This window comes from Amycolatopsis sp. NPDC049159, from assembly GCF_040648295.1.
GTDB lineage: Bacteria > Actinomycetota > Actinomycetes > Mycobacteriales > Pseudonocardiaceae > Amycolatopsis > Amycolatopsis pretoriensis_A.
On record NZ_JBEZDL010000001.1, the window covers coordinates 312,047 to 336,916 of the forward strand.

At 70.4% G+C, this 24,870-nt stretch carries 24 protein-coding genes; 18 read left to right on the forward strand and 6 right to left on the reverse strand.

What is annotated here, in order from left to right:
* Window positions 1–3: 3 nt before the first annotated feature.
* From AB0B33_RS01415 to prfA, 6 genes are all read left to right on the forward strand, one after another.
* Complete coding sequence (locus AB0B33_RS01415) at window positions 4–1,317, forward strand: homoserine dehydrogenase (protein ID WP_360765410.1); 1,314 nt, start codon at window positions 4–6, stop codon at window positions 1,315–1,317.
* Window positions 1,314–2,375 carry a threonine synthase gene (gene thrC, locus AB0B33_RS01420; RefSeq protein ID WP_247019105.1) on the forward strand — a complete coding sequence of 354 codons (1,062 nt, stop codon included), beginning with the start codon at window positions 1,314–1,316 and terminating at the stop codon, window positions 2,373–2,375. The genes AB0B33_RS01415 and thrC overlap by 4 nt, the downstream gene beginning before the upstream one ends.
* On the forward strand, window positions 2,372–3,259 hold the full coding sequence (thrB, locus tag AB0B33_RS01425; RefSeq protein ID WP_360765414.1) for a homoserine kinase: 888 nt from the start codon (window positions 2,372–2,374) through the stop codon (window positions 3,257–3,259). Before thrC ends, thrB begins: the two co-directional genes overlap by 4 nt.
* 401 nt (window positions 3,260–3,660) lie before the next feature.
* Window positions 3,661–5,652, forward strand: coding sequence for a transcription termination factor Rho (gene rho / locus AB0B33_RS01430; RefSeq protein ID WP_360765417.1), 1,992 nt, complete (start codon window positions 3,661–3,663; stop codon window positions 5,650–5,652).
* Between the two features lie 184 nt (window positions 5,653–5,836).
* Window positions 5,837–6,067, forward strand: a complete 231-nt coding sequence (rpmE, locus tag AB0B33_RS01435; RefSeq protein ID WP_284744227.1) for a 50S ribosomal protein L31 — start codon at window positions 5,837–5,839, stop codon at window positions 6,065–6,067.
* 76 nt (window positions 6,068–6,143) lie between these two features.
* Complete coding sequence (gene prfA / locus AB0B33_RS01440) at window positions 6,144–7,214, forward strand: peptide chain release factor 1 (RefSeq protein WP_247019112.1); 1,071 nt, start codon at window positions 6,144–6,146, stop codon at window positions 7,212–7,214.
* A 37-nt stretch (window positions 7,215–7,251) separates the two neighbouring features.
* Here the strand turns inward: prfA and AB0B33_RS01445 are convergent, their stop codons facing one another.
* Genes AB0B33_RS01445 through AB0B33_RS01465 form a run of 5 tightly spaced genes read right to left on the reverse strand, consistent with a single transcriptional unit; the run spans window position 7,252 to window position 11,261 of the window.
* Window positions 7,252–7,599: a VOC family protein gene (locus AB0B33_RS01445; RefSeq protein ID WP_360766203.1), complete on the reverse strand. Its 348-nt coding sequence runs from the start codon at window positions 7,597–7,599 to the stop codon at window positions 7,252–7,254.
* On the reverse strand, window positions 7,520–8,977 hold the full coding sequence (locus tag AB0B33_RS01450; protein ID WP_360765421.1) for a hypothetical protein: 1,458 nt from the start codon (window positions 8,975–8,977) through the stop codon (window positions 7,520–7,522). Before AB0B33_RS01450 ends, AB0B33_RS01445 begins: the two co-directional genes overlap by 80 nt.
* Window positions 8,978–8,995: 18 nt before the next feature.
* Window positions 8,996–9,427, reverse strand: coding sequence for a GtrA family protein (locus AB0B33_RS01455; RefSeq protein WP_360765424.1), 432 nt, complete (start codon window positions 9,425–9,427; stop codon window positions 8,996–8,998).
* Window positions 9,424–10,425 carry a glycosyltransferase family 2 protein gene (locus AB0B33_RS01460; protein ID WP_247019120.1) on the reverse strand — a complete coding sequence of 334 codons (1,002 nt, stop codon included), beginning with the start codon at window positions 10,423–10,425 and terminating at the stop codon, window positions 9,424–9,426. The genes AB0B33_RS01455 and AB0B33_RS01460 overlap by 4 nt, the downstream gene beginning before the upstream one ends.
* Window positions 10,426–10,457: 32 nt before the next feature.
* Window positions 10,458–11,261, reverse strand: a complete 804-nt coding sequence (locus AB0B33_RS01465) for a TIGR03619 family F420-dependent LLM class oxidoreductase (RefSeq protein ID WP_247019122.1) — start codon at window positions 11,259–11,261, stop codon at window positions 10,458–10,460.
* A gap of 204 nt (window positions 11,262–11,465) precedes the next feature.
* On the opposite strand from AB0B33_RS01465, the gene prmC reads away from it, so the two are divergent.
* Together prmC and AB0B33_RS01475 are read left to right on the forward strand one after the other, a co-directional pair.
* Window positions 11,466–12,332, forward strand: a complete 867-nt coding sequence (prmC, locus tag AB0B33_RS01470; RefSeq protein ID WP_247019124.1) for a peptide chain release factor N(5)-glutamine methyltransferase — start codon at window positions 11,466–11,468, stop codon at window positions 12,330–12,332.
* 21 nt (window positions 12,333–12,353) lie between these two features.
* Window positions 12,354–12,677: a hypothetical protein gene (locus AB0B33_RS01475; RefSeq protein WP_360765429.1), complete on the forward strand. Its 324-nt coding sequence runs from the start codon at window positions 12,354–12,356 to the stop codon at window positions 12,675–12,677.
* A gap of 142 nt (window positions 12,678–12,819) precedes the next feature.
* Here AB0B33_RS01475 and AB0B33_RS01480 read toward each other — a convergent pair whose 3' ends face one another.
* Complete coding sequence (locus tag AB0B33_RS01480; RefSeq protein ID WP_247019128.1) at window positions 12,820–14,793, reverse strand: M6 family metalloprotease domain-containing protein; 1,974 nt, start codon at window positions 14,791–14,793, stop codon at window positions 12,820–12,822.
* 548 nt (window positions 14,794–15,341) lie between these two features.
* Between AB0B33_RS01480 and AB0B33_RS01485 the strand changes: the two genes are divergently transcribed.
* From AB0B33_RS01485 to atpD, 10 genes are all read left to right on the forward strand, one after another.
* A complete protein-coding gene (locus tag AB0B33_RS01485) occupies window positions 15,342–15,992 on the forward strand; it encodes an L-threonylcarbamoyladenylate synthase (protein WP_247019130.1) in 651 nt (216 codons plus the stop codon).
* 74 nt (window positions 15,993–16,066) lie between these two features.
* The gene (locus AB0B33_RS01490; protein WP_360765433.1) at window positions 16,067–17,224 is read left to right on the forward strand and encodes an MraY family glycosyltransferase; all 1,158 of its coding nucleotides are present in this window, start codon (window positions 16,067–16,069) and stop codon (window positions 17,222–17,224) included.
* Between the two features lie 48 nt (window positions 17,225–17,272).
* Complete coding sequence (locus AB0B33_RS01495; protein WP_247019132.1) at window positions 17,273–17,716, forward strand: hypothetical protein; 444 nt, start codon at window positions 17,273–17,275, stop codon at window positions 17,714–17,716.
* 522 nt (window positions 17,717–18,238) lie between these two features.
* Window positions 18,239–19,024 (forward strand): F0F1 ATP synthase subunit A, encoded by a 786-nt coding sequence (gene atpB, locus AB0B33_RS01500; protein WP_360765436.1) that lies wholly within the window; start codon window positions 18,239–18,241, stop codon window positions 19,022–19,024.
* A 55-nt stretch (window positions 19,025–19,079) separates the two neighbouring features.
* Window positions 19,080–19,337, forward strand: coding sequence for an ATP F0F1 synthase subunit C (locus AB0B33_RS01505; protein ID WP_160696687.1), 258 nt, complete (start codon window positions 19,080–19,082; stop codon window positions 19,335–19,337).
* 29 nt (window positions 19,338–19,366) lie between these two features.
* Window positions 19,367–19,927, forward strand: coding sequence for a F0F1 ATP synthase subunit B (locus AB0B33_RS01510; protein WP_360765440.1), 561 nt, complete (start codon window positions 19,367–19,369; stop codon window positions 19,925–19,927).
* 6 nt (window positions 19,928–19,933) lie between these two features.
* Complete coding sequence (locus tag AB0B33_RS01515; protein WP_247019139.1) at window positions 19,934–20,758, forward strand: F0F1 ATP synthase subunit delta; 825 nt, start codon at window positions 19,934–19,936, stop codon at window positions 20,756–20,758.
* Between the two features lie 57 nt (window positions 20,759–20,815).
* Window positions 20,816–22,453 carry a F0F1 ATP synthase subunit alpha gene (atpA, locus tag AB0B33_RS01520; protein ID WP_360765443.1) on the forward strand — a complete coding sequence of 546 codons (1,638 nt, stop codon included), beginning with the start codon at window positions 20,816–20,818 and terminating at the stop codon, window positions 22,451–22,453.
* A gap of 11 nt (window positions 22,454–22,464) precedes the next feature.
* On the forward strand, window positions 22,465–23,403 hold the full coding sequence (locus AB0B33_RS01525) for a F0F1 ATP synthase subunit gamma (RefSeq protein ID WP_247019143.1): 939 nt from the start codon (window positions 22,465–22,467) through the stop codon (window positions 23,401–23,403).
* Window positions 23,403–24,830 (forward strand): F0F1 ATP synthase subunit beta, encoded by a 1,428-nt coding sequence (atpD, locus tag AB0B33_RS01530; protein ID WP_247019145.1) that lies wholly within the window; start codon window positions 23,403–23,405, stop codon window positions 24,828–24,830. The genes AB0B33_RS01525 and atpD overlap by 1 nt, the downstream gene beginning before the upstream one ends.
* Window positions 24,831–24,870: the final 40 nt, after the last annotated feature.

Genomic DNA, 24,870 nt, shown 5'->3' on the forward strand with positions numbered 1-24,870 from the left:
ACAGTGGCTGCCCCTGAGGAACGCCCGGCCATCCGCGTCGCCCTGCTCGGCTGCGGGACGGTCGGCGGCGAGGTCGCCCGGCTGCTCACCGAGCAGGCCGGCGAGCTGGCCGCGCGGGCGGGCGCGCCGGTCGAACTGGCCGGCATCGCCGTGCGCCGCCCGGACAAGCACCCCGAACTGCCGCCGGAGCTGCTGACCGCGGACGCCGAGAAGCTCGTCACGTCCGACGACGTCGACGTCGTGGTCGAGCTGGTCGGCGGGATCGAGCCGGTGCGCGGCTGGCTGCTGGCCGCGCTCAAGGCCGGGAAGTCCGTGGTCACCGCCAACAAGGCGCTGCTCGCCGAGCACTCGGCCGACCTGTTCGAGGCCGCCGACGCGGCGGGCGCCGACCTCTACTTCGAGGCCGCGGTGGCCGGCGCCATCCCGCTGCTGCGCCCGCTGCGCGAATCGCTGGCCGGCGACCGCATCACGCGCGTGATGGGCATCGTCAACGGCACCACGAACTTCATCCTCTCCGCGATGGACTCCACCGGCGCCGGCTACGCCGAGACGCTCGACGAGGCCAGCCGGCTCGGGTACGCCGAGGCCGACCCGACCGCGGACGTCGACGGCTACGACGCCGCGTCGAAGGCCGCGATCCTGGCGTCGCTGGCGTTCCACACCCGCGTGACGGCTTCGGACGTGCACCGCGAAGGCATCGCCGACGTCACCGCGTCCGACCTGGCGGCGGCCCGGGGGCTCGGCCGCACGGTGAAGCTGCTCGCCATCTGCGAGCGCGTGACCGACGACGACGGCGTCGAGTCCGTCTCGGCCCGCGTGCACCCGGTGATGATCCCGCGCAGCCACCAGCTGGCGGGCGTCGGCGGCGCGTTCAACGCCGTCTACGTCGAGGCGGACGCGGCCGGCGAGCTGATGTTCTACGGCCAGGGCGCGGGCGGCGCGCCGACCGCGAGCGCGGTGCTCGGCGACCTCGTCGCGGTGGCCCGCAACCGGGTGGCCGGCGGCCGCGGCCCGCGCGAATCCGCGCACGCGGCGCTGCCGGTGCGGCCGATGGGGCAGACACCGACCCGGTACCACGTAAGCCTTTCCGTCGCTGACCGCGCCGGGGTGCTCGCGCAGGTGGCGCAGGCGTTCGCCGACCACGGCGTCAGCATCGCCGCGGTGCGGCAGAGCGACGTCGGCGACCGCGCGAGCCTGGTCGTGGTGACGCACCAGGCGCCCGACGCGGCGTTGCAGTCCACTGTGGACGAAATCGCGCGGCTCGACGTCGTGCACGAAGTTGTCAGCGTCATGCGTGTGGAAGGCGAAGACCAGTGATCAGGCAGCCCTGGCCGGGACTCATCGAGGCGTACCGGGACCGCGTCCCGGTCCCGGACGGGGCGCGGGTCGTCACGCTCGGGGAGGGCAACACACCGCTGCTGCCCGCGCACCACCTGTCCGAGCTGACCGGCTGCGAGGTGCACCTCAAGGTCGAGGGCGCGAACCCGACCGGCTCGTTCAAGGACCGCGGGATGACCGTGGCCATCACGCACGCGCTCGCCAGCGGCCTCAAGGCGGTGATCTGCGCGTCGACCGGCAACACGTCCGCCTCGGCCGCCGCCTACGCCGCCCGCGCCGGCCTCACCTGCGCGGTGCTGGTGCCCCAGGGCAAGATCGCGATGGGCAAGCTCGCCCAGGCCGTGCTGCACGGCGCCCGGATCCTGCAGGTCGACGGCAACTTCGACGACTGCCTCGAACTGGCCCGCAAGACCGCGGCCGACTACCCGGTCACGCTGGTCAACTCGGTCAACCCGGTGCGCATCGCCGGCCAGAAGACCGCCGCGTTCGAGATCTGCGACGTGCTCGGCACGGCGCCGGACATCCACTGCCTGCCGGTCGGCAACGCGGGCAACATCACCGCCTACTGGGCGGGGTATTCGGAGTACGCGGCCGACGGTGTGGTGAAGAACACCCCGCGGATGTTCGGCTTCCAGGCGGCCGGTGCGGCGCCGCTGGTGCACGGCGAACCGGTGGCGGACCCGGAGACGGTCGCGACCGCGATCCGGATCGGCAGCCCGGCGTCGTGGACCGCCGCGGTGAAGGCGAAGGAAGCGTCCGACGGGCTCTTCGAAGCCGTCACCGACGAGAAGATCCTCGACGCGTACCGGCTGCTGGCCGGGCGCGAGGGCGTGTTCGTCGAGCCGGCGTCGGCGACCAGCGTGGCGGGCCTGCTCGCCACCGCCGCGGACGGCAGGCTCCCGAAGGGCTCCCGCGTCGTGTGCACCGTCACCGGGCACGGCCTGAAGGACCCGCAGACGGCGCTGGCGGGCAACGTCGAGGTCGAGCCGCTGGCGGTGGACCCCTCGGCCGTCGCGGCGGCGCTGGACCTGCGGTGAGCACCGGGTTCAAGGTCACCGTCCCGGCGTCCACGGCGAATCTCGGGCCGGGCTTCGACGCCTTCGGCATGGCGCTGGGCCTGCACGACGTCGTCGAGGTGCAGGTCTCCGGCTCCGGGCTGAAGGTCGAGGTCGTCGACGCCGGCGCGGGCGGCGTCGCGGACGTCCCGACCGACGAGACCCACCTCGTGTTCCGCGCGATCGAGCGGACCTGCGCGCACCTCGGCGTCGAGGTTCCCGGCCTGCACCTGCGCTGCTTCAACGCGATCCCGCACGCGCGCGGCCTCGGCTCGTCCGCGGCCGCGGTGGTGTCCGGCGTGGCCGCCGGGTACGCGCTGGCGGGCCGCGAGCTGGACGAGTTCGAGGCGCTGCAGCTGGCCGCGGGCTTCGAAGGCCACGCCGACAACGCGGCGGCGAGCCTGTTCGGCGGGCTGGTGCTGGCCTGGTGCGAAGGCGGCGTGTTCCACGCCGAAACGCTCACGCCGCACCCGTCGATCCGGCCGGTCGTGGCGGTGCCGTCGGTGCGTTCGGCCACCGCCACCACCCGCGGCCTGCTGCCCGCCGTCGTGCCGCACGCGGACGCCGCGCACAACGCCGGCCGCGCCGCGCTCGCCGTGCACGCGCTGACGGCCAAACCGGAGCTCCTGCTGGCGGCCACGGACGACCGGCTGCACCAGAGCTACCGGGCGCCCGCGTACCCGGCGAGCACGGAGCTGGTGGCGACGCTGCGTGCACGGGGAGTGGCCGCGGCGGTCTCCGGCGCCGGTCCGACGGTGCTCGCGCTGACCACCGCGGGAATACTCCCGGCGGACGTCGGCGTTGGGGGTTTCGACGTCTTCGAGCTGCCCGTGGATCTCACGGGCGTGCAGGTTGCGGCGCAGTGAAGGCTGGGTCACGTGCCTGCGGTGGGGGCCGCCACGCGGGGGGTGGTTGTTGCACCCGGCACCCGCGCGGTCTACCCTCGGGGGCGTTCGATCACCGTGCGTTTCCGCACCCGATGCCGGTCCTCAGGGATCGCATCCTTCGTTGATCCGCCGAATCCGCACCGCCTGGCAAGCGGGGTAACGCGGAAGAACGCAGGCGGGTTTCCGGTTTCGGCGGTGCCGAATTCCGTGTCCTCCGAATGGAGGACGCAAACCCCTGTGGTGGAGGCGCTCCAGCTGTGTTCCGCACGGCCGAAGAGCTCATCTCCCGTATCGGGGGGCAGTTACGCCGGTTCGCGATCAGAAGCGAGCGGCAGTCCGCTGATCCACCTGGAGGCGTGGATCGGTCAGGAAGGACATGTGTGAGCAACACCGATCTTTTGAGCGACGTGAGCGGCACGGCCGAGACGAACGGCACCGCCCCCGCTCCCAAGCGGACGGTCGGCGGGCTGACCGGTAAGACCGTGGCCGAACTGCGTTCGCTGGCTGGGGAGCTCGGCGTCGGCGAGACGACGGGCATGCGCAAGGGCGACTTGATCGCCGCGATCCGCGAGCGCCAGGGCAAGTCGCGCAAGCCGCGCGGCACGGCCGAGACGCTGCCGCTGGAGGGCGTCGGCGACGCCCCGAAGGCCGCGGCGCCGAAGGCCGAGGCGCCCGCCGCCCCGGTCGAAGCCAAGCCGGAGCCGAAGGCCGAAGCGCCGTCCGCGCCCACCGTGCCGTCCTCGGACGCGCAGCCGCAGGCCGAGCGTCCGCAGCAGGACAAGCAGGACGGTCCGCAGGGCCAGGACGGCCAGCCCGAGGAGGGCGGCCGCAGCCGGCGTCGCCGCGGCTCCAACCGCGCCGCCGGAGCCCCGGACGGTCAGCAGCAGGGCCAGGGCGGCGACCGTCAGCAGGGCGACCGCCAGCAGGGCGGGGACCGTCAGCAGGGCGGGGAGCGCCAGCAGGGCGGTGGCAACCGCGACCAGCAGCGCCAGGGCGGTGGCAACCGCGGCGACAACCGCCAGGACGGCAACCGCCAGCGCAACCAGCAGGACGGCGGCAACCGCGGCGGTGGCCAGGACAGCCGCGACAACCGCGACAACCGCGCCCAGCAGCAGGACGACGACGAGGAAGGCGGCCGTCGCGGCCGTCGCTTCCGCGACCGTCGTCGCCGGGGCAGCGGTGGCGGCCAGCGGGAGGCCGGTTCGCCGGACACCGAGATCCGCGAGGACGACGTCCTGCTGCCCGTCGCGGGCATCCTGGACGTGCTCGACAACTACGCGTTCGTGCGGACCTCCGGCTACCTCGCCGGCCCGAACGACGTGTACGTGTCGCTCTCGCTGGTGCGCAAGTACGGCCTGCGCCGCGGTGACGCCATCACCGGCAGCGTGCGGCAGCCGCGCGAGGGCGAGCAGCAGCGGCAGAAGTTCAACCCGCTGGTGCGCGTCGACTCGATCAACGGCCTGGAGCCGGACGAGGCCAAGCGGCGTCCCGACTTCACCAAGCTGACCCCGCTGTACCCGAACGAGCGGCTGCGCCTCGAGACCGAGTCGCACAAGCTCACGACCCGCGTGATCGACCTGATCATGCCGGTCGGCAAGGGGCAGCGCGCCCTGATCGTGTCGCCGCCGAAGGCCGGTAAGACCACGATCATGCAGGACATCGCCAACGCGATCTCCACGAACAACCCCGAGTGCCACCTGATGGTCGTCCTGGTCGACGAGCGTCCGGAAGAGGTCACCGACATGCAGCGCTCGGTGAAGGGCGAGGTCATCGCCTCGACCTTCGACCGGCCGCCGGCGGACCACACCTCGGTCGCGGAGCTGTCGATCGAGCGGGCCAAGCGCCTGGTCGAGATGGGCCACGACGTCGTCGTGCTGCTCGACTCGATCACGCGTCTCGGCCGCGCGTACAACCTGGCGGCCCCGGCGTCCGGCCGGATCCTCTCCGGTGGTGTCGACTCGACCGCGCTGTACCCGCCGAAGCGGTTCCTGGGTGCGGCGCGCAACATCGAAAACGGCGGCTCGCTGACCATCTTCGCCACGGCGATGGTCGAGACCGGCTCGACGATGGACACGGTCATCTTCGAGGAGTTCAAGGGCACCGGCAACGCGGAGCTCAAGCTCGACCGGAAGATCGCCGAGCGCCGGGTGTTCCCGGCCGTCGACGTCAACCCGTCGGGTACCCGCAAGGACGAGCTGCTGCTTTCGCCGGACGAGCTCGCGGTCACGGTGAAGCTGAGCCGGGTGCTGCACGCGCTCGACTCGCAGCAGGCCATCGACCTGCTGATCTCGCGCCTGCGCAAGACGAAGACGAACGTCGAGTTCCTCATGCAGGTCTCGAAGACCGCCCTCGGCGGCAGCGAGGACGACTGAGCCTCGTGCTCACCGGAGGCCTCCCGTCACCGCGCGGGGAGGCCTCCGGTGCGTTCGGAATACCAGGTCAGCGGGGTGCGTTCCAGTGAACGTCAGCCCGTCTGGCAGAATTACCCGCTGAAGTCCGGCACCGGTTCACCCCGCGAGAACGACTGGGGACCCGGAGCCAACGAGAGAGGACACCATGAAGAGCGGCATTCACCCCGAGTACGTGGTCACGAACGTGAACTGCGACTGCGGAAACAGCTTCACCACGCGCAGCACCAAGACCAGTGGCGACATCCACGTCGAGATCTGCTCGAACTGCCACCCGTTCTACACGGGCAAGCAGAAGATCATGGACACCGGTGGCCGGGTCGCGCGCTTCGAGGCTCGCTACGGCAAGCGGCAGAAGAAGGACGCCGACGCCAAGTAGCTTTTTCCACGGCGCCCACCCGGTTCTCCGGGTGGGCGCCGTGTTTTTGTCCGAACCGGGCCGAGAGGTGGCAGAGGTGGATTCGAGCTCGCTCAAGGGGCTGCTCGCCGAACACGCTGAGCTGGAGACCCAGCTGGCGGACCCGGCGGTGCACGCCGACCAGGCGCGCGCCCGCAAGCTCGGCCGCCGCTACGCCGAGCTGACGCCCGTCGTCCGCGCGGTCCACGAGCTGGACACCACCCGTGACGACCTCGCGGCCGCCCGGGAGATGGCCTCGGAGGACGCGGAGTTCGCCGCGGAGGCCGAGGAGCTGGCCGGAAAGATCCCCGAGCTGGAGTCGAAGCTCACCGAGCTGCTGCTCCCGCGCGACCCGTACGACGGCTCCGACGTCGTGATGGAGATCAAGTCCGGCGAAGGCGGCGAGGAGTCGGCCCTGTTCGCCGGCGACCTCCTGCGCATGTACCTGCGCTACGCCGAGCGCCACGGCTGGAAGGCGGAGGTCCTCGACTCGGTCGACTCCGACCTGGGCGGCTTCAAGGACGTCACGCTGTCGATCAAGACGAAGGCGGCCGCCGTCGACGGCGTCTGGTCCCGCCTCAAGTTCGAGGGCGGCGTCCACCGCGTCCAGCGCGTGCCGGCGACCGAGTCCCAGGGCCGCATCCACACGTCCGCGTCCGGGGTGCTCATCTACCCGGAACCGGAGGAGGTCGAGGTCGAGATCGACCCGAACGACCTGCGCATCGACGTCTTCCGCTCCTCGGGCCCCGGCGGCCAGAGCGTCAACACGACCGACTCGGCGGTGCGGATCACCCACCTGCCGACCGGCATCGTCGTGTCCTGCCAGAACGAGAAGTCCCAGATCCAGAACCGCGCCCGGGCGCTGCAGGTGCTCCAGGCGCGGCTGCAGGCGATCGCGGAGGAAGAGGCCGCCGCGAAGGCGTCCGACGCCCGCAAGTCCCAGGTCCGCACGGTCGACCGCTCGGAGCGGATCCGGACGTACAACTTCCCGGAGAACCGCATTTCGGACCACCGGGTGAACTACAAGGCGTACAACCTGGACCAGGTCCTGGACGGCGACCTGGACGGGGTCCTGGACGCGCTGGCGACCGCGGACCGCGAAGAGCGCCTGGCCGTTTCGGCGGGCTGAGGTCCGGCTGGCGACCTCGGTTCGGGCTCCTGGCGGCTCAGGCGGGCGGGGCTTTCCGCACCAGCCAGCACAGGCAGAACTGGTGCCCGGCCGGGTCGGCGTACACCTGGAAGTCGTCCCCGCTCGTGGCCCCGCTCGCCGGTTTCAGTACCCGGGCGCCGAGGGCCGTGACGTGCTCGTGCGCTTCGGCGAAGTCCTCGGCCGCGAGCTGCACGCCGGTCCGCGGGGCGCCGTCCACCAGCACCATGTGCCAGTCGCCGTCCTCGTCGACCTCGCCGCCGAGCACGCCTGCCCAGCGGCGCGCATCATCGGACGGCGGGCTCCTCCGGCTCGCGGAACGCCTCGAACACCTCGGTGGCCGGCTCCGGCTCCTCCTCCGGCTCAGGCTCCGGGCCCGCCGGGCGGGGGAAGAAGCTCAGCACCCCGAACACGAACGCCAGCACCGTCGGGAACAGCGTCAGCAGCTGGTGCTTCACGCCCTCGACGCCCTCGCCGAGCGCCGACAGGCCGAACTGGCCCACCGCGAACAGCAACAGGAAGAACACCACGATCCCGTACTCGCGGCGGGACCGGCGGAACGCCCGGACGCCGGCCCAGCCGATCAGCAGCCAGAACGGGACCAGCACGAACAGCCCCAGCGGCGCCGCCAGCGCGGACAGGCCGGAGAACACCGGAACGCGGAACTCCTGCGCCATCGGCGGCTGCCCGGACGTGTCGGCGAAGCTGCCCAGCCGCTCCGGGCGCGCGGTGAGCGTGTCGACCGCGCCCTGCTGGAGGATCTGCAGCGTGCGCTGCGGGTGCGAGGCGTAGTAGCTCACCACGTTGCGGCGGCTGATCTTGTCGCGGAAGCCGTTGTAGTCCGCGTCCTTCCACGGGCTCGCTTCCCACCAGCCGGTGCCGATGAACTTCTTCGCGCTCGGCGGCAGGCCCAGCGCGGCCAGGTCGGCGTCCGTGTCGTGCTCGCCGTCCACGATGCTGTCGAACACCACGTGGTACATGTTCGCTTCGCGGTACTCGGCGTTGGCCGGGTCGCCGTGGGACTGCACCGCCGCCGTCCCCGCGCCCACGACCACCAGCACGCCCAGCGGCAGCAGCCAGCGCGCCCACCCCCGCTTGCCCAGCGGCTTGACCAGCACCAGCGCCAGCACGAACAGCGGGATCAGCAGCAGCGTCTGCGACTTCGCGTTGATGCCGATCATTGCGCCGAACACGGTCAGCGCCGCGCCCCAGTACCGCCAGGCGCCGGTGCGGTGCATCAGCAGCAGGCCGCCGGCCACCAGGAGCATCCCCAGGAACCCGGCACCCTCGCTGAGCACCGAGGCGAAGTAGCCGAAGAACGCCGAGTCGGCCATCACGAGCAGCAGCAGGAGCGTCGCGATGACGCGGTTGCGGGTGCTCAGGTCGAGCGCCAGGACGGTCGCCGCGATGCCCACCGCGACCAGCACGGCCGTGATCGCGCCGAGCACCAGCAGGTTGAGCTCCGCGGACGAGCCGAGCACCTTCCCCAGCTTGCTCGCGAACCAGTCGAGCCACGCCTGGCTCGAGATGTAGTCGCTCTTGCAGCCCTGGCCCGGCCCGTAGCTGAAGTGCACGTAGAACTCGGGCTTGATCTCGGTGTGCCGGCCGCCGAGGTCGCACAGCAGGCGCCAGCCGTCGCCGTTGTCGGCCATCCCGACCGGTCGCGGCACGAGGAACCGGATCAGCAGGACGCCCAGGGAAAGGACGAAGACGCCCAGGCCGAAGCGCAGTTCACGGGATCGCACCCGGACCAGCGTACGAGATCACGCAGAGTCGGCGGGCGCTGCACCGGGAACGGGCGAAACCGGCCGGTGCCGGAACACCACGTAGTGGTAGAGGAGGTAGTTCCAGAACAGGCCGACGACGATCGCCGCGCCCTTCGGCACCAGCACGTTGACGCCCGGGAACAGCCTGCCGACCAGCCAGATGACGCCGAACTGGACCACCCAGAGCCCGAACGCGGTGACGCCGAAGAACAGCAGCGCCTGGCGGCGGACGTCACCGTCCTTCGCCCGGAAGGTGAAGTTCCGGTTGAGCGTGAACGACAGCAGCATGCCGGCCGTCGTCGAGAGGAAGTTCGCGACGAACACCGGGACACCGAGGGTGACCAGCAGCGCGTAGCCCAGGACGTCGACCAGCGTGTTGCCGATCCCGACGATGCCGAAGCGCAGCTGCGTGGACGTGACGATCCTCATCGGGCGGCGCTCCGGCTCTTTTCGTCCGCTTCCGCGGGCTCGGGGAGCCCGGTGCGCACCGACGCGACCGTGTACAGCGGCCGGTTCTGGACCTGCGAATACGTGCGGCCGATGTAGCTGCCGAGCACGCCGAGCATGATGATCTGGATGCCGCCGAGGAAGAACATCGCGATGGTGATGAACGCCCAGCCGGGCACCGCGGTCTCCGGTGCGAACAGCTTCACGCCGACGACGTAGAGCACGCCGAGGAAGCTCAGCAGCGAGATCAGGTACCCCATCCGCGTGATCATCCGCAGCGGCGTCGTGGAGAACCCGAGGATGCCGTCGGCGGCGAAGCGCAGCATCTTCGTCAGCGGGTAGCCGGTGACGCCGGCGTGGCGCTTGTCGCGGTCGAACAGCACCGCGGTCTGCCGGAACCCGACGTAGCTGACGAGGCCGCGCAGGAACCGGTCGCGTTCGCGGTACTTGCGCAGCTCGTCGACCACCTTGCGGTCGATCAGCCGGAAGTCCCCGGTGTTCTTCGGGATGTCGACCGCGGCCATCTTCCCGAGGAACCAGTAGAACGCGCTCGCGGTGTACCGCTTGAACGGCGGGTCCCGCCGCGACCGGCGCTGCGCGTAGACGACGTGGTAGCCCTCTTCCCACTTCTCCAGCAGCTCGAGCGCCACCCGCGGCGGGTCCTGCAGGTCGCTGTCCATGATCACCACGGCGTCCGCGTCGACCAGGTCGAGCCCGGCGGTCACGGCCATCTGGTGCCCGAAGTTGCGGGAGAGCTCGACGACGGTGACGCGGGCGTCGCGGGCGGACAGCTCGGCCAGCCGCTCCAGCGAGCCGTCGCGGCTGCCGTCGTCGACGTAGAGGAAGCTGAAGTCGTACCGCCCGGCCAGCGGCGCGGTGACCTCGTCGACCGTGCTGTGCAGCAGGTCGATGTTCGCTTCCTCGTTGTAGATCGGGAAGATGAACGCGACCCGGCGGCGCGTGGTCGGCTCGGTCGGCACTGGCGCTCCCGTGGGTCGGCGTCTCGGGCATCCTAAGGTCCGGCGACGGCCTCGGTGAACGTGGTCATCCGCTGCTCGAAGGTCTCCGCCGGGCCGAAGTGGACGGCCACCGCGTCCGCCCCCGCCAGGATATACGCGCGGAACCGCGCGGTCGCGGAGTCGAGATCGGTCCCGTCCCAATCCATTCTGGCGGTGACCCGTGGTGCGCGGCCGTTTGTCATGGCCGTGAGCTTTGCGGCGCGCTCGCCGACCTCGGCGGGGGAGAGCCCGGCGCTGAACCAGCCCGCCCCGACCCGCACGGCCCGGCGCAGCGCGGCCGCGGAGTTGCCGCCGACGGTGAGGGGCACCGGCCGCGCCGGCCGCGGCTCGAAGTACCCGCCGCCGGGGCCGCGGCCGGTGCGGAACAGCTCGGCGAGCAGGTCCAGCGACGCGTCGGTCTGCTTCCCACGGCTCCCGAAGTCCACGCCGACCTCGGTGAACTCCGGTTCGTTCCAGCCGGCGCCGACCCCGAGGTCGAACCGGTGCCCGGACAGCCTCGCCAGCGTCGCGGCCTGCTTGGCCAGCGCGAACGGCTCCCGCAGCGGCAGGATCAGCACCGCCGTCCCGAGCCGGATCCGGCTGGTCACGGCGGCGAGGTGGGCGAGGGTGACGAGCGGCTCGTGGACCCCGCCGAACACCTCGCCGAAGGGGCCGGGCGGGATCAGGTGGTCGGGCAGCCAGGCGGCGCGGTACCCGAGCTCCTCGGCGCGGCGGGCGAGCTCGGCGATCCGGGCGGGCTCGACGTCCGGCTGCTCGTTCGGCAGGACGACTTCGAGGTCCGGGAAGTGTTCGGTCATGACCGCGACGTTAGGCATTCACGCCGGTGTGGAGGTCGGCCGTTCAGGGGGTGGGAGCCGCGGATCGGCGAGCTCGCGGAACGCACCGGCGTCTCCGACGAAGGCCGAGGGCGCCTCGATACGCTGGACGGCGTAGGACCGGCGCGTGTCCTCACGGGGGAGTTCCGCCTGGTGTGCCAGGCTTGACGAGGTGAAGGACGACGAGTGAATCGGCAGCCGCTGCGCCTGGCCATCATCGAGGCCACCCGGATCCTCGAGCGCGCGGGCGTCGCCTCGCCGCGGTTCGACGCCGAGGTGATCGCCGCGCACGTGCTCGGGGTCGAACGCGGGCGCCTGCCGATGGTGCCGCTGGTCGACCCGCCGGTCATCGAGGCCATCGGCCAGCTCGTCCAGCAGCGCGCGAAGCGGATCCCGCTGCAGTACCTGACCGGCTGGGCCGCGCTCGGCGAGATCACCGTCGCGGTCGGCGCCGGCGTGTTCGTGCCGCGGCCGGAGACCGAGCTGCTGCTCGAATGGGGCGTCAAGTTCCTGCAGGGCCGCGAATTCCCGGTGGTGGTCGACCTGTGCACCGGGTCCGCGGCGCTGGCCTTGGCGGTCGCGCACGCGCGGCCGGACGCGGTGGTCTACGCGGTGGACGTCGACCCGCAGGCGCTGGCCTGGGCCCGGCACAACGCGGACGTCCACGCCGACGCGGGCAACACCCCGATCCGGCTGTACTCCGGCGACATCAGCGACCCGACGATGTTCGCCGAGCTCGACGGCCTGGTCGACCTGGTGCTGTGCAACCCGCCGTACGTCCCGGAGGGCACCCCGGTGCCCCCGGAGGTGGCCGAGCACGACCCGCCGCGCGCGGTGTTCGCCGAGGAGAGCGGCCTGGCGGTGATCCGCCACGCGATCGCGGCGGGCGCCCGCCTGCTCCGGCCGGGCGGCGGCCTGGCCATCGAGCACGACGACACGCACGGCTCGGCGGTGCCGGCGCTGGTGCGCGCGCGGCGGGTGCTGACGGGCGTCGAAGGCCACGCGGACCTGACCGGACGCGCCCGGTTCGTCACCGCGCGCCGCCTGGGCTGAGCTGTGTCGGGGGACTTCGTCGTGAACCCGCCGGGGAAGGTCCCGCTCGACCTCGCGTGGATGCCGAGCGGCGCGCACGTGCAGTGGGTGCTCGAAGTCGTCGCCGACCGGGTCGAGGATCCGGGGCTGGCCGCGCGGCTGCGGGAATTCGTGGCGGGGGACTACGCGTTCATCGCGCTCGACATGTTCTCCGCGGCGCAGGCGGCCGAGATCATGCGGGTGATCCGCGAGTCGCTGATGACCGCCGCCGAAGCGCGCTTCCCGGGCAACGAGCTGGTGCTGGAGCGCACCGCCGAGCTGGTCGCGATGGTGGAACGGGCGGAAGCCGCGCCGGACGTGAGCTGAGCCGCTCGCGGGGGCGCCCCCGTTTTCCACGCTACCGGCAGGCACCGACAGTTCCGGGCCGAAGCCGGTCCGGGGATGCCGCGAATGGCTCATTCGGGACCGCAGTGGTCCCGAATGAGCCATTCGCGGCGGTCGGGCGGGGTCAGAAGCCGAAGGCCGTGCAGCTGGCCGTCGCCGTCTTCGACGGGTCGCTCACCGAGGTCGCCGTCAGCTTCACCCGGGCCGCGAGGTCGCCGCCCTGGCCGCGCTTCGCGTACGCCGGCACCTTCACGTGGCCGCCGAACTTCGCCGTCGTCAGCTCGTTCGGGAGGCGGACCGCCCAGCCGCGGGCGTCCGTCGACACGCTCAGCCGGTAGGTGTCGGTGTCGTACGGTGCCTGCGCGCCGCGGGCCGCACCCGTGTTGAGCAGGCCGAAGTCGCAGGTCGCGAGGCCGCCGCGGGCGAACGCCGGCGGGGCCGGGGTCACCGCCGCACCGCGCGCCTGGCTGCCCGAGCCGTCCAGCGAAGCCACCGTCACCGTGTACGACAGGATGCCGCGGCGGTCACGGGCCAGGTCGGTGATCAGGAACCGCAGCCGGTTCGCCTGGTCGGTGTACTCGTACGGGCTCGACGCCTCGGTGCCCGCCTTGAACAGGGCGTCGTTGAGCTGCCGGTAGTCGCCGATGGTGATCTTCACCGGCGTGCCGTCCGGCTTCGTGTAGTCGGTGATGCCGATGTCCTGCGGGTTAGCGTCGATCACCCAGTCGAAGGGCGCGTTGTCCTTGTTCTTCGTCTTGGTGATCATGACGCCGGAGTCCGGCGCGAAGGAGTCCGCGCCCATCCGGTCCACGACCTCGACGGTGTAGTTGTCGTAGCCGCCGCCGTCGCAGAACGGGTCCTTCGCCCGGTCGCACTTCGGTGCCTTGTCCCCGCCGGTGAGCTTGATGTTCAGCCCGGTGAACGCGCCCGGCTGCGCCTCGGTCTCGCGCGCGGTGAGGCGCGCGGACACCGGACCGGTCTTCGCGAGGTCGTTCCGGTCCAGCTGCAGGACGTCCGCCGGGTCGACGATGCCGAGCTTCAGCTTGTTGCGCAGCTGGTGCTGGGCGCCCATCGAGCTGCCCTGCGTCGCCGGGATCTGCCAGCGCGTGTGCGGGCCGCCGGGCCCGTTGAACGTGCCGCGCGAGAGCATGTCCCACGGTCCGCTGTAGCTGCGGGACGGCGGCACGCCGAACGGGTTGTTGTAGTTGTCGCCGATGCCCAGGATGTGGCTGAACTCGTGCGCGTAGGTCGACTGGCCGGAGCTCTCGGCCTGCACCGAGCTGCCGTCCTGGGCGTTGGGCCAGATGCTGGCGGCCGACGCCCACGACGTCCACGGCACGTACCGCGTCGCCGCGTAGTTGGGCAGGTCGTGGTTCGGCGGGCCGAACGCGTCGGGCACGTTCTCCTTGGTGCCGAACTTCATCTCGCCGAACTCCTGCCAGGTCGAGCTCTCGTCCTGGCCGGCGGAGAGGTAGAAGACGAAGTCGAACTGGTTCGCGGTGTCGCCGACGTCGGCGCGCCAGGCGTCCCCGGCGTCCTTGCGGATGTCCCGCGCGCAGTTCGCGCCGGGCGGGCAGGCGCTCGGCTGGAACTCCATGCCGTACTCGTAGGACTTCCCGGGCATCCGGTACGGCCCGAACGCGGTCAGCTGCACGCCGAACCGGCCGCCGGAGTCCTCCATCCAGTACTCGTTGATCGTGTGGCCGTTGTTGAGGGCTTCGGGCTTGTTGAGGAAGTCCTGGTAGTACTTCGCGACGTTGGCCCGCGGGATGTTCGCGGCGGCCGGCGCGGGGTTGCCGAACACGGTCGAGTTCGCCGGCTTGGTGACGACGAAGTCCTGGTCCGGGTAGTCGGCGAGGACGACGGCGCCCTTGAAGGTGCGCTGGGTCGGCTTCAGGGCCGGGTCGGCCCAGTTCGTGCCGGGGACCTTCTTGTAGTCGGACCAGGTCATGTGGTCCTGGTTCTCCCACTGCGCGGCGTCGATGGGGGCGGGCCAGCCACGGGTGAGCGGCTCGGCCGCGGCGGTGCCCGCGCCGAGACCGGTCAGCACGGCGGCCGCGGCGAGCAGGGCGAGCGCCTTCGGGGTTCTGGAACGCATCTGCGGCTCCTTCACTGGGAACCCACGGGTTTTGCCGGTTCCCGGTGATCGACCGTATTGAGCCCCGCTGCCGGAGTTCTGCCTCGCGGCGAGGTTTACCCGCTTGCCCCACGACGAAAGTCTGGCCGGTTGTCAGGAGTGGGCGGTGATCCCGGGGCCGGCCGTCATGAACGACTCTTTCACCGCGTCCGGTGAGGTGAACGACTCGTTCATGACGTCGCGAGCCGCGCGGTCGGACTTCGCCGGGCCCAGGCCTTCGGCGGCGTGAACGACTCTTTCACCGCGTCCGGTGAGGTGAACGACTCGTTCATGCCGTCGCGGGCCGCTGGGCCGGCCACGCCGATCCGACTTCGCCGGGCCCAAGCCCCCAGCGGCGTGAACGACCCCTTACGCCGCGGCAGGTGATGTGGACAAGTCCGGCCGTGCGCGCCGCGGGCGCCGGGAACTGTCGGTGCCCGCCGGTAGCGTTGAAGACGGGGGCGCCCCCGGCGGCGCGGGGTGTGACGCGGCGAACGTCCCCGGCGGCGGCCGGACTACGCTTGGGTGCCATGAGCGTGGTCTACGACTGCAGCAAGCGCGACACCCGGGCCGACGGGCTGGCCGCCGCGGCGGGTGCGGTGCGGTCGAGCAGGCTGGTGGTCCTGCCGACCGACACGGTCTACGGCATCGGTGCCGACGCGTTCGACGCCGGCGCCGTCCAGGCGCTGCTGCGCGCGAAGAACCGGGGCCCGGACATGCCGGTCGGCGTGCTCGTCGGGTCCTGGTCCACTGTGGACGGCCTGGTGCTCGGCGTCCCGCCGCAGGCGCGCGCGCTCATCGAAGCCTTCTGGCCCGGCGATCTGTCCATCGTGCTCCCGCACGCGCCGAGCCTGCAGTGGAACCTCGGCGACGCCCGCGGCACCGTGATGCTCCGGATGCCGCTGCACCCGGTGGCGCTGGAGCTGCTGCGCGACGTCGGCCCGATGGCCGTGTCGAGCGCGAACGTCTCCGGGCGGCCGCCGGCGAGCACCGCGCAGGAGGCGCAGGAGCAGCTCGGCGACTCGGTCGCGGTGTACCTCGACGGCGGGTCGAGCGGCGAGCCCGTCGCGTCGACCATTGTGGACCTCACGGGCGCCGAACCGGTGGTGCTGCGCGAGGGTTCGGTGAGCAAGACGGCCGTCGCGGAGGTGCTCGGTGTACCCGCGGAATCGTTGGCCTGAAGCCGGATCACGGCGGAAACCGCGACACGATAGCGTGTCGCGGGTGACCCCGACCCCGCGAGCGTGACGCACCCGTGCCGCCCACATCCGGTCTCCTCCCCATCCGGGAATACATCCTCGTCGCGCTGACCGCGACGGCGGTGACCTACCTGCTCACCGGCCTCGTCCGCCGGCTCGCCATCCGCGTCGGCGCGATCGCGAACCCGCGGGCGCGCGACGTCCACGTCGCCCCGATCCCGCGGATGGGCGGGATCGGCATCTTCCTCGGCGTCGCCGGCGCGATGGGCCTGGCCCACCAGCTGCCCGCGCTGTCGCACGGCTTCGACGCGTCGTTCGACTCGGTCGGCGTGCTGCTCGCGGCGGGCGTGATCTCGCTGATCGGCGCGCTCGACGACCGGTTCGAGCTCGACGCCTGGACGAAGCTGGCCGGCCAGGTGATGTGCGCCGGGATCCTGGTCATCTTCGGCGTCCAGTGGGTGTCGTTCTGGGTGCCGTGGGGCGGCACCGGCGGTTCGTTCGGCTCGGTGCTGGTGCTCGACAAGAACCAGGGCGCGCTGCTCACGGTCGTGATGGTCGTGGTGATGGTCAACGCGATGAACTTCGTGGACGGCCTCGACGGCCTGGCCGGCGGCCTCGGCTTCATCGCGGCGGCGGCGACGTGCGCGTTCTCGCTGGGCCTGCTGGACAGCTCGGGCGGCGACGTCGGCACGTACCCGCCCGCGCTGATCGCGGCGACGCTCGCGGGAGCTTGTCTGGGGTTCCTGCCGTACAACTTCCAGCCCGCGAAGATCTTCATGGGCGACTCGGGCTCGATGATGATCGGCCTGATGCTCGCGGGCGCGACGACGTCGGCGTCCGGTCGCGTCCCGTACCCGCAGTTCAGCGGCAAGGACGCGATCGCGCTGCTGTCCCCGCTGGTGGTCGTGGCGGCGGTGCTGTTCGTCCCGCTGCTGGACCTGATCATGGCGGTCATCCGCCGCACCCGCCGCGGCGAAAGCCCGTTCGCGGCGGACAAGATGCACCTGCACCACCGCCTGCTGGAGATCGGCCATTCCCAGCGCCGCGCGGTGCTGCTCATCTACTTGTGGGCGGGGATCCTCGCCTTCGGCGCGGTGTCGGTGACGCTGTTCGACGACGCCGCGGCGCTGTGGATCATCGGGGTCGGGCTGGTGTTCGCGGTGGTGGTCTCGATCGTCCCGAGACTGCGCTCGCGCAACCAGCCGGGCACCTGACCGGCGGGGTTCTCTACACTCGGACACGAACCGAGCAGGGAGTCAGCTGTGAGCGAGACCGAAACGCAGGACCAGGAGAACCCGCACGCCAAGGTGGTGCTGCAGGCGGCCCGGGCGATGACCAAGGCTTCGCTGCTGGTGACCCCGCCCGCCGTGGTGGTCTGCATCGCGCTCTTCAGCGTCCTCTTCGGGCTGCACGGCTTCCTCGGGTCGCTCGTCGGCGGGGTGCTCGCCTTGATCGCGTCGCTGTCGACCCTCGGGCTGATGCGCTTCAGCGCCGGCCAGGACCCGATGTTCGTCATGGTCATCGCGCTCGGTGGGTACGTGGTGAAGATCGTGCTGCTGTTCGGCGCCCTCACCGCGCTGAAGGGCGTCACCGCGCTGCACCCGCTTTCGCTCGGCATCACCATGATCGTCGCCATCCTGCTGGCCGCCGCCGCCGAGTTCGCCGCGTTCCGCAAGACCAAGATCCCGACGATCATCCCCTCCTGACGCCGTCCGTTTTGCCGGACTGTTCCGTTACGCTGGGTGAACCCCGCTGCGGCCGCACGGGTGTGACCGGGGACACGTCACCCGCTCGCCCGAGAGCGACCCGGGACCCCTCAACTGGGCCGTTCCGGAGCGGGTCCCGGTCCGGTCCGGACCTCGGTCCCTAGCGGACCCGGGACCTAAGTCCTGGGCTGATCGGTGGGTATGGAGTACGCGTGTACGGCACTGATTGACCTGCTGGTATGGTCCGCGTCAAGGGTGGCGGCCTCGTCCGCGCACTCCCTAAGACGAACCGCGATCAGCAGTGTGGCGACCGTGTAGTTCCGCCTCGTCCGCCACTGGTCCGAAGTAGACCGCAGGGCAGTGTTCACGCGAGAAACCCCGTGTGCAGAACGTGAAGGCGTGTTCTGCGGACAGTGGGGTAGCCGCCTCCGACGTCCCGATACGTATCGGGTACGTTAAGTCCAGATCGTGACGATTCCCCCGGCGGAGTGAACGCCGGCCGGGAGAACCGGAAGGAGCCCAGTGGGCGCGCTGGTTTTGGCCGAGGGTGCGGTATTCGCGCCGCCCGGCGCCGAAAGCTTCGAGTTGCCGCCGTTGTTCGGCTCGGTCACCAAGCCGATGCTGCTCGTCGTGCTTTCGGTGGTCATCATCGCGACGTACTTCCTGCTGGCGACCCGCAAGCTCAAGGTCGTTCCGAGCAAGGGGCAGTTCGTCGCCGAGTCGATCTACGACTTCAGCCGCAACAACATCGCGCGCGAGCAGATCGGTTCGAAGGACTTCAAGTCGTTCGTCCCCCTCGTTTTCGCACTGTTCACCTTCGTGCTGGTGAACAACCTCTACGGGATCATCCCCGTCCTGCAGTTCCCGACCATGGCGCGATTCGGCTTCCCGGTCGCCCTGTCGGTCCTCGTCGTCTACCCGGTCTACCACTACGCCGGGTTCAAGCGGCACGGTTTCGCGGGCTACTTCAAGAAGGAACTGGCCCCGCCGGGTGTGCCGAAGGCGGTGCTGCCGCTCTTCTCGCTGATCGAGTTCGCGGAGAAGTTCTTCCTCAACCCGCTCACGCTCGCCATCCGTGTTTTCGCCGCCATGTTCGCGGGTCACCTGATCCTGGCGGTGTTCACCCTCGGCGGCACCTTCCTGCTGACCGAGACGTCGAGCTGGGCGCTGAAGCCGGTCTCGCTGGTGGCGTGGATCTTCGCCATCGGGATGACGTTCCTCGAGGCCTTCATCCAGGTGCTGCAGGCCTACATCTTCGCCCTGCTGTCGGCTGGGTACATCGGCGCTGCGCTGGCGTCGGAGCACTGAGAACACAAGCCCCCGATCCACGCGAGCGCGTGGACCGAAGTGAAGGGAAATGCACGTGAGCAACATCGTTCTGGCCCAGGCCGCCGCGGAGCAGGTCAACCTCAACGCCGGCCTCGCGGCCATCGGTTACGGCCTGGGCGCGATCGGCCCGGGCATCGGCGTGGGCCTGATCTTCGCGGCCGTCATCAACGGCACCGCGCGTCAGCCGGAGGCGCAGGGCAAGCTGCAGGGCATCGGCTTCTCGACCTTCGTGCTTACCGAGGTGCTCGCCCTGATCGGCATCGTCATCTACTTCATCGCCTCCGCCGCCTGAGTTTCGGCTCATCGCTTTAAGGAGACGCCGTGCTGAACAGTGCCTTGGTCCTCGCCGCAGAGGGCGAAACGCACAACCCGATCATCCCCGAGATCTCGGAGCTGATCCTCGGCATCGTCGCCTTCCTCATCCTGCTGTTCATCCTCAAGAAGTACGTCGTCCCTCGCTTCGAGGCCGCGTACGAAGAGCGTGCGCAGAAGATCGAGGGTGGCATCGAGAAGGCCGAGAAGGCCCAGGCCGAGGCCGAAGAGGCGCTGGCCAAGTACAAGGCGCAGCTGGCCGAGGCCCGCACCGAGGCCGCGAAGATCCGTGACGACGCCCGGCTCGAAGCCGAGCAGATCAAGGCGGAGCTGCGGGCCGACGCGGAAGCCGAGTCCCAGCGCATCGTCGCCCAGGGCCAGGCGCAGCTGCAGGCCCAGAAGGCGCAGATCATCGCCGAGCTGCGGGCCGACATGGGCCGCAACGCCGTGGAGCTGGCCAGCCGCATCGTCGGCGAGTCGCTCGAAGACGAGGCGCGCCGTCGTGGCACCGTCGACCGGTTCCTCGCGGAACTGGAGACCGCCGGTGCCGCTGGTGGAGCGGGGAAGTAGACCGGAATGACGCTGCATGCTGCGAGCCGTGAAGCGCTCGGCCTCGCCGAGGAACGCCTCGGCGAGGTTCTGGCCGACGCGGGAGCCGACGCGGCCACGGTCGGCGACGAGCTGCTCTCGGTCGTCGACCTGCTGGACCGTGAGATCGGCCTGCGCCGAGCGGTGAGTGACGCCTCGGCGTCGTCGGAGGCGCGCACCGCGCTGGTGCGCGGGCTGTTCGACGGCAAGCTGTCCGAGCCGGCCCTGAAGGTGCTCGACGCCGTGGCGGGCAGCCGCTGGTCCAGCCCTCGTGAGCTGACCGACGGGCTCGAGTCGCTCGGTCGTTCGGCGCTGCTGACCGCGGCCGAGAAGACCGGGAACGTCGACACCGTCGAGTCCCAGCTCTTCCAGGTCGCGCGCGTCGTGGCCAACCACCCGGAGCTCGAGGCCGCGCTGTCGGACCTCACCGGGCCCGCGGACGCGAAGCGCACCCTGGTGCGCGGGCTGTTCGCCGACAAGGTGGACGTGGTCACCGAGACCCTCGTCGAGCAGGTCGTGCGCCGGGCCAAGGGCCGTGGCGTCGGCGTCGGGCTCGACAAGCTGGTCAAGCTGGCCGCGGAACGCCGTCAGCGCTCGGTCGCGTACGTGACCAGCGCGAACGCCCTGACCGACGAGCAGGTCGCCCAGCTCGGCGCGAAGCTCGACGACATCTACGGGCGGCCGATCGCGCTGCACGTCGAGGTCGACCCCCGGCTCGGCGGCGGGCTCGTCGTCCGCGTCGGCGACGAGGTCATCGACGGGAGCGCGGCGGGACAGCTGGCGGCCCTGCGCAGGCGGCTGGCCCGGGCATAGCCCCAGGTCACACAAGACTTTGCATACTGGCAAGAACGAAGCGAGAGCGGGAAAGACATGGCCGAGCTGACGATCTCCTCGGATGAGATCCGTAGCGCGATCGAGAACTACGTCTCGAGTTACGCCCCGGACGTGAGCCGGGAAGAAGTTGGCACCGTGATCGACGCCGGTGACGGCATCGCCCACATCGAGGGCCTGCCCTCGGCCATGGCCAACGAGCTGCTCGAGTTCCCCGGCGGCGTCCTGGGCGTCGCACTGAACCTGGACGCGCGCTCCATCGGTGCCGCGATCCTCGGCGACTTCGAAAGCATCGAAGAGGGCCAGCAGGTCAAGCGCACCGGGCAGGTCCTGTCGGTGCCGGTCGGCGACGGCTACCTCGGCCGCGTCGTCAACCCGCTGGGCGCTCCCATCGACGGCCTCGGCGAGATCGAGACCACCGACCGCCGTCCGCTGGAGGTCAAGGCCGCTTCGGTGGTCGAGCGCCAGCCGGTGTCGGAGCCGCTGCAGACCGGCATCACCGCCATCGACGCGATGACCCCGATCGGCCGCGGCCAGCGCCAGCTGATCATCGGTGACCGCAAGACGGGCAAGACCGCCGTCGCCGTGGACACGATCATCAACCAGAAGGCCAACTGGGACTCCGGCGACGAGAAGAAGCAGGTCCGCTGCATCTACGTCGCCGTCGGCCAGAAGGGCTCGACGATCGCCGCGGTCAAGAAGTCCCTCGAGGACGCGGGCGCGATGGAGTACACCACCATCGTCGCCGCGCCGGCTTCGGACTCCGCCGGCTTCAAGTGGATCGCGCCGTACACCGGTTCGGCCATCGGCCAGCACTGGATGTTCGAGGGCAAGCACGTCCTCATCGTGTTCGACGACCTGACCAAGCAGGCCGACGCTTACCGCGCGATCTCGCTGCTGCTGCGCCGCCCGCCGGGCCGTGAAGCCTTCCCGGGCGACGTCTTCTACTTGCACTCCCGTCTCCTCGAGCGGTGCGCGAAGCTGTCGGACGAGCTGGGCGCCGGCTCGCTGACCGGTCTCCCGATCATCGAGACCAAGGCGAACGACGTGTCGGCCTACATCCCGACCAACGTCATCTCGATCACCGACGGTCAGTGCTTCTTCCAGTCGGACCTCTTCAACGCCGGTCAGCGCCCGGCCATCGACGTGGGCATCTCGGTGTCCCGCGTGGGTGGTGCCGCGCAGGTCAAGGCGATGAAGAACGTCGCGGGCTCGCTCCGGATCGACCTGTCGCAGTACCGCGAGCTGGAGGCGTTCGCCGCCTTCGCTTCGGACCTCGACGACGCGTCGAAGGCGCAGCTCGAGCGCGGTGCCCGCCTGTACGAGGTGCTCAAGCAGCCGCAGTACTCGCCGGTCCCGGTCGAGGAGCAGGTCGCCACGGTGTACCTGGGCACGAACGGCCACTACGACTCGGTCCCGACCGAAGACGTGCGCCGCTTCAACCACGAGTTCCTGGACTCGGCCCGCCGCAAGCACGCCGAGGTCCTGGGCGCGATCCGCGACACCGGCAAGTTCGAGGACGAGACCGCGGACAAGCTGGTCGCCGCCGTGAACGAGTTCAAGAAGGAGTTCACGACCTCCGAGGGCAAGCCGCTCGAGGAGAACGCGGACGCCATGGAAGCCGACAAGGTCGGGCAGGAGACCGTCAAGGTCAACAAGCCCGCCCCGAAGAAGTGAGCTGGTAGCTCATGGCCGCACAACTCCGGGAACTCCGGTCGCGCATCAAGGCGACCAAGTCCATCGGCAAGATCACGAAGGCGATGGAGCTCATCGCCACCGCGCGCATCACGAAGGCGCGGGCGCGGGTCGCCGCCTCCCGGCCGTACGCGGACGAGATCACCAACGTGCTCTCGGCGCTGGCCGGCGCGGCCACCACGCTCGACCACCCCATGCTGGTCGAGCGCCCGAACCCGAAGCGGGCCGCTGTCCTGGTCGTGACCAGCGACAAGGGCCAGTGCGGCGGGTACAACTCCAACGTGCTGCGCGCGACCGAAGAGCTGCTTGCCCTCCTCCGCAAGGAGGGCAAGGAGCCCGAGGTCTACGTCACCGGCAACAAGGGGCTGAACTACTACCGGTTCCGCAACCGCGACGTCGTGAACGGCTGGACGGGCTTCTCCGACCAGCCGGGCTACACCAACGCGGTCGAGGTCGGGGACGCCCTGGTGGAGTCGTTCATGCTGGGCGCGGACGACGCGCACGGCAACGCCGACGGCATCACGGGTGTCGACGAGATCCACATCGTCTACACCGAGTTCGTGTCGATGCTGACCCAGCGGCCGATCGCCAAGCGCGTCGCGCCGCTCGAGGTCGAGTACTCCGAAGGCGAAGAGGAGAAGCCCGCCGGGCTGCTCCCCAGCTACGAGTTCGAGCCCAGTGCCGACAAGTTGCTGGACGCGCTCCTGCCGAAGTACATCAACACGCGTCTCTACGCGGCTTTCCTCGAGTCCGCGGCGTCCGAACTGGCCGCCCGCCGGACCGCGATGAAGGCGGCGTCGGACAACGCGAACGAGCTGGTGGGCAACCTGACGCGGGAGATGAACCAGGCCCGCCAGGCGCAGATCACCCAGGAGATCTCCGAAATCGTCGGTGGCGCGAACGCGCTCACCGCAGCAGGAAGTGATGATTGATGACCAGTACTGAAGCCCCGCGCGCCAAGGGGCGCATCGTCTCGGTGACCGGGCCGGTCGTCGACGTCGAGTTCCCGCGCGGTTCCGTGCCCGACCAGTTCAACGCCCTCAAGGTCGAGATCGAGTTCGAGCAGCTCCGCAAGACCGTGACCCTCGAGGTGGCCAGCCACCTGGGTGACAACCTCGTCCGCACCATCTCCCTGCAGCCGCAGGACGGCCTGGTGCGCGGCGCCGAGGTCACCGACACCGGCGGCCCGATCACGGTCCCGGTCGGCGACAAGGTCAAGGGCCACGTCTACAACGCCCTCGGCGAGTGCCTCGACGAGCCCGGCTACGGCGACGACCTCGAGCGCTGGGGCATCCACCGCAACCCGCCTTCCTTCGACCAGCTCGAGGGCAAGACGACGATGCTGGAGACCGGCCTCAAGGTCGTCGACCTGCTGACCCCGTACGTCGAGGGCGGCAAGATCGGCCTGTTCGGCGGTGCCGGCGTCGGCAAGACGGTGCTCATCAAGGAGATGATCACCCGCGTCGCCCGGAACTTCGGTGGTACCTCGGTGTTCGCCGGTGTCGGCGAGCGCACCCGCGAGGGCAACGACCTCTTCCTGGAGATGTCCGAGGACGGCGTCATCAACGACACCGCCCTCGTGTTCGGCCAGATGGACGAGCCGCCGGGCACGCGCATGCGCGTCGCCCTGTCCGCGCTGACCATGGCGGAGTACTTCCGCGATGTGCAGAACCAGGACGTGCTGCTGTTCATCGACAACATCTTCCGGTTCACCCAGGCCGGTTCCGAGGTGTCGACCCTGCTGGGCCGCATGCCTTCGGCCGTGGGTTACCAGCCGACGCTGGCCGACGAGATGGGTCAGCTGCAGGAGCGGATCACCTCGACCCGAGGCCGGTCGATCACCTCGATGCAGGCGATCTACGTCCCCGCGGACGACTACACCGACCCGGCCCCGGCCGCGACGTTCGCCCACCTGGACGCCACCACCGAGCTCTCGCGTGGTGTCTTCCAGAAGGGCATCTTCCCGGCGGTGGACCCGCTGGCGTCGACGTCGACGATCCTCGACCCGGCCATCGTCGGTGAGGACCACTACCGCGTGGCTTCCGAGGTCATCCGGATCCTGCAGAAGTACAAGGAACTGCAGGACATCATCGCGATCCTCGGTATGGACGAGCTCTCGGAAGAGGACAAGCTGACCGTTCAGCGCGCGCGCCGCATCGAGCGGTTCCTGTCGCAGAACATGCTGGTCGCCGAGGCGTTCACGCAGATCCCGGGCTCGACGGTGCCGCTGTCGGAGACGATCGAGTCGTTCGACCGCATCACCAAGGGTGACTTCGACCACTACCCGGAGCAGGCGTTCCTGGGTATCGGTGGCCTCGAAGACCTCGAGAAGAAGTACAAGGAAATCACCAAGAAGTGATCTCCCGAGCGCGGCGGGGGCTGTGTCCACTGTGGACACG

Bases quoted from the DNA above. Each gene is read 5' to 3' on its own strand.
- rpmE (WP_284744227.1), top strand. From the start codon at position 5,837: ATGAAGAGCGGCATTCACCCCGAGTACGTGGTCACGAACGTGAACTGC.
- AB0B33_RS01455 (WP_360765424.1), bottom strand. From the start codon at position 9,427: ATGAGGATCGTCACGTCCACGCAGCTGCGCTTCGGCATCGTCGGGATC.
- AB0B33_RS01465 (WP_247019122.1), bottom strand. From the start codon at position 11,261: ATGACCGAACACTTCCCGGACCTCGAAGTCGTCCTGCCGAACGAGCAG.
- AB0B33_RS01480 (WP_247019128.1), bottom strand. From the start codon at position 14,793: ATGCGTTCCAGAACCCCGAAGGCGCTCGCCCTGCTCGCCGCGGCCGCC.
- AB0B33_RS01485 (WP_247019130.1), top strand. From the start codon at position 15,342: ATGAGCGTGGTCTACGACTGCAGCAAGCGCGACACCCGGGCCGACGGG.
- AB0B33_RS01515 (WP_247019139.1), top strand. From the start codon at position 19,934: ATGACGCTGCATGCTGCGAGCCGTGAAGCGCTCGGCCTCGCCGAGGAA.
- atpA (WP_360765443.1), top strand. From the start codon at position 20,816: ATGGCCGAGCTGACGATCTCCTCGGATGAGATCCGTAGCGCGATCGAG.
- AB0B33_RS01525 (WP_247019143.1), top strand. From the start codon at position 22,465: ATGGCCGCACAACTCCGGGAACTCCGGTCGCGCATCAAGGCGACCAAG.
- atpD (WP_247019145.1), top strand. From the start codon at position 23,403: ATGACCAGTACTGAAGCCCCGCGCGCCAAGGGGCGCATCGTCTCGGTG.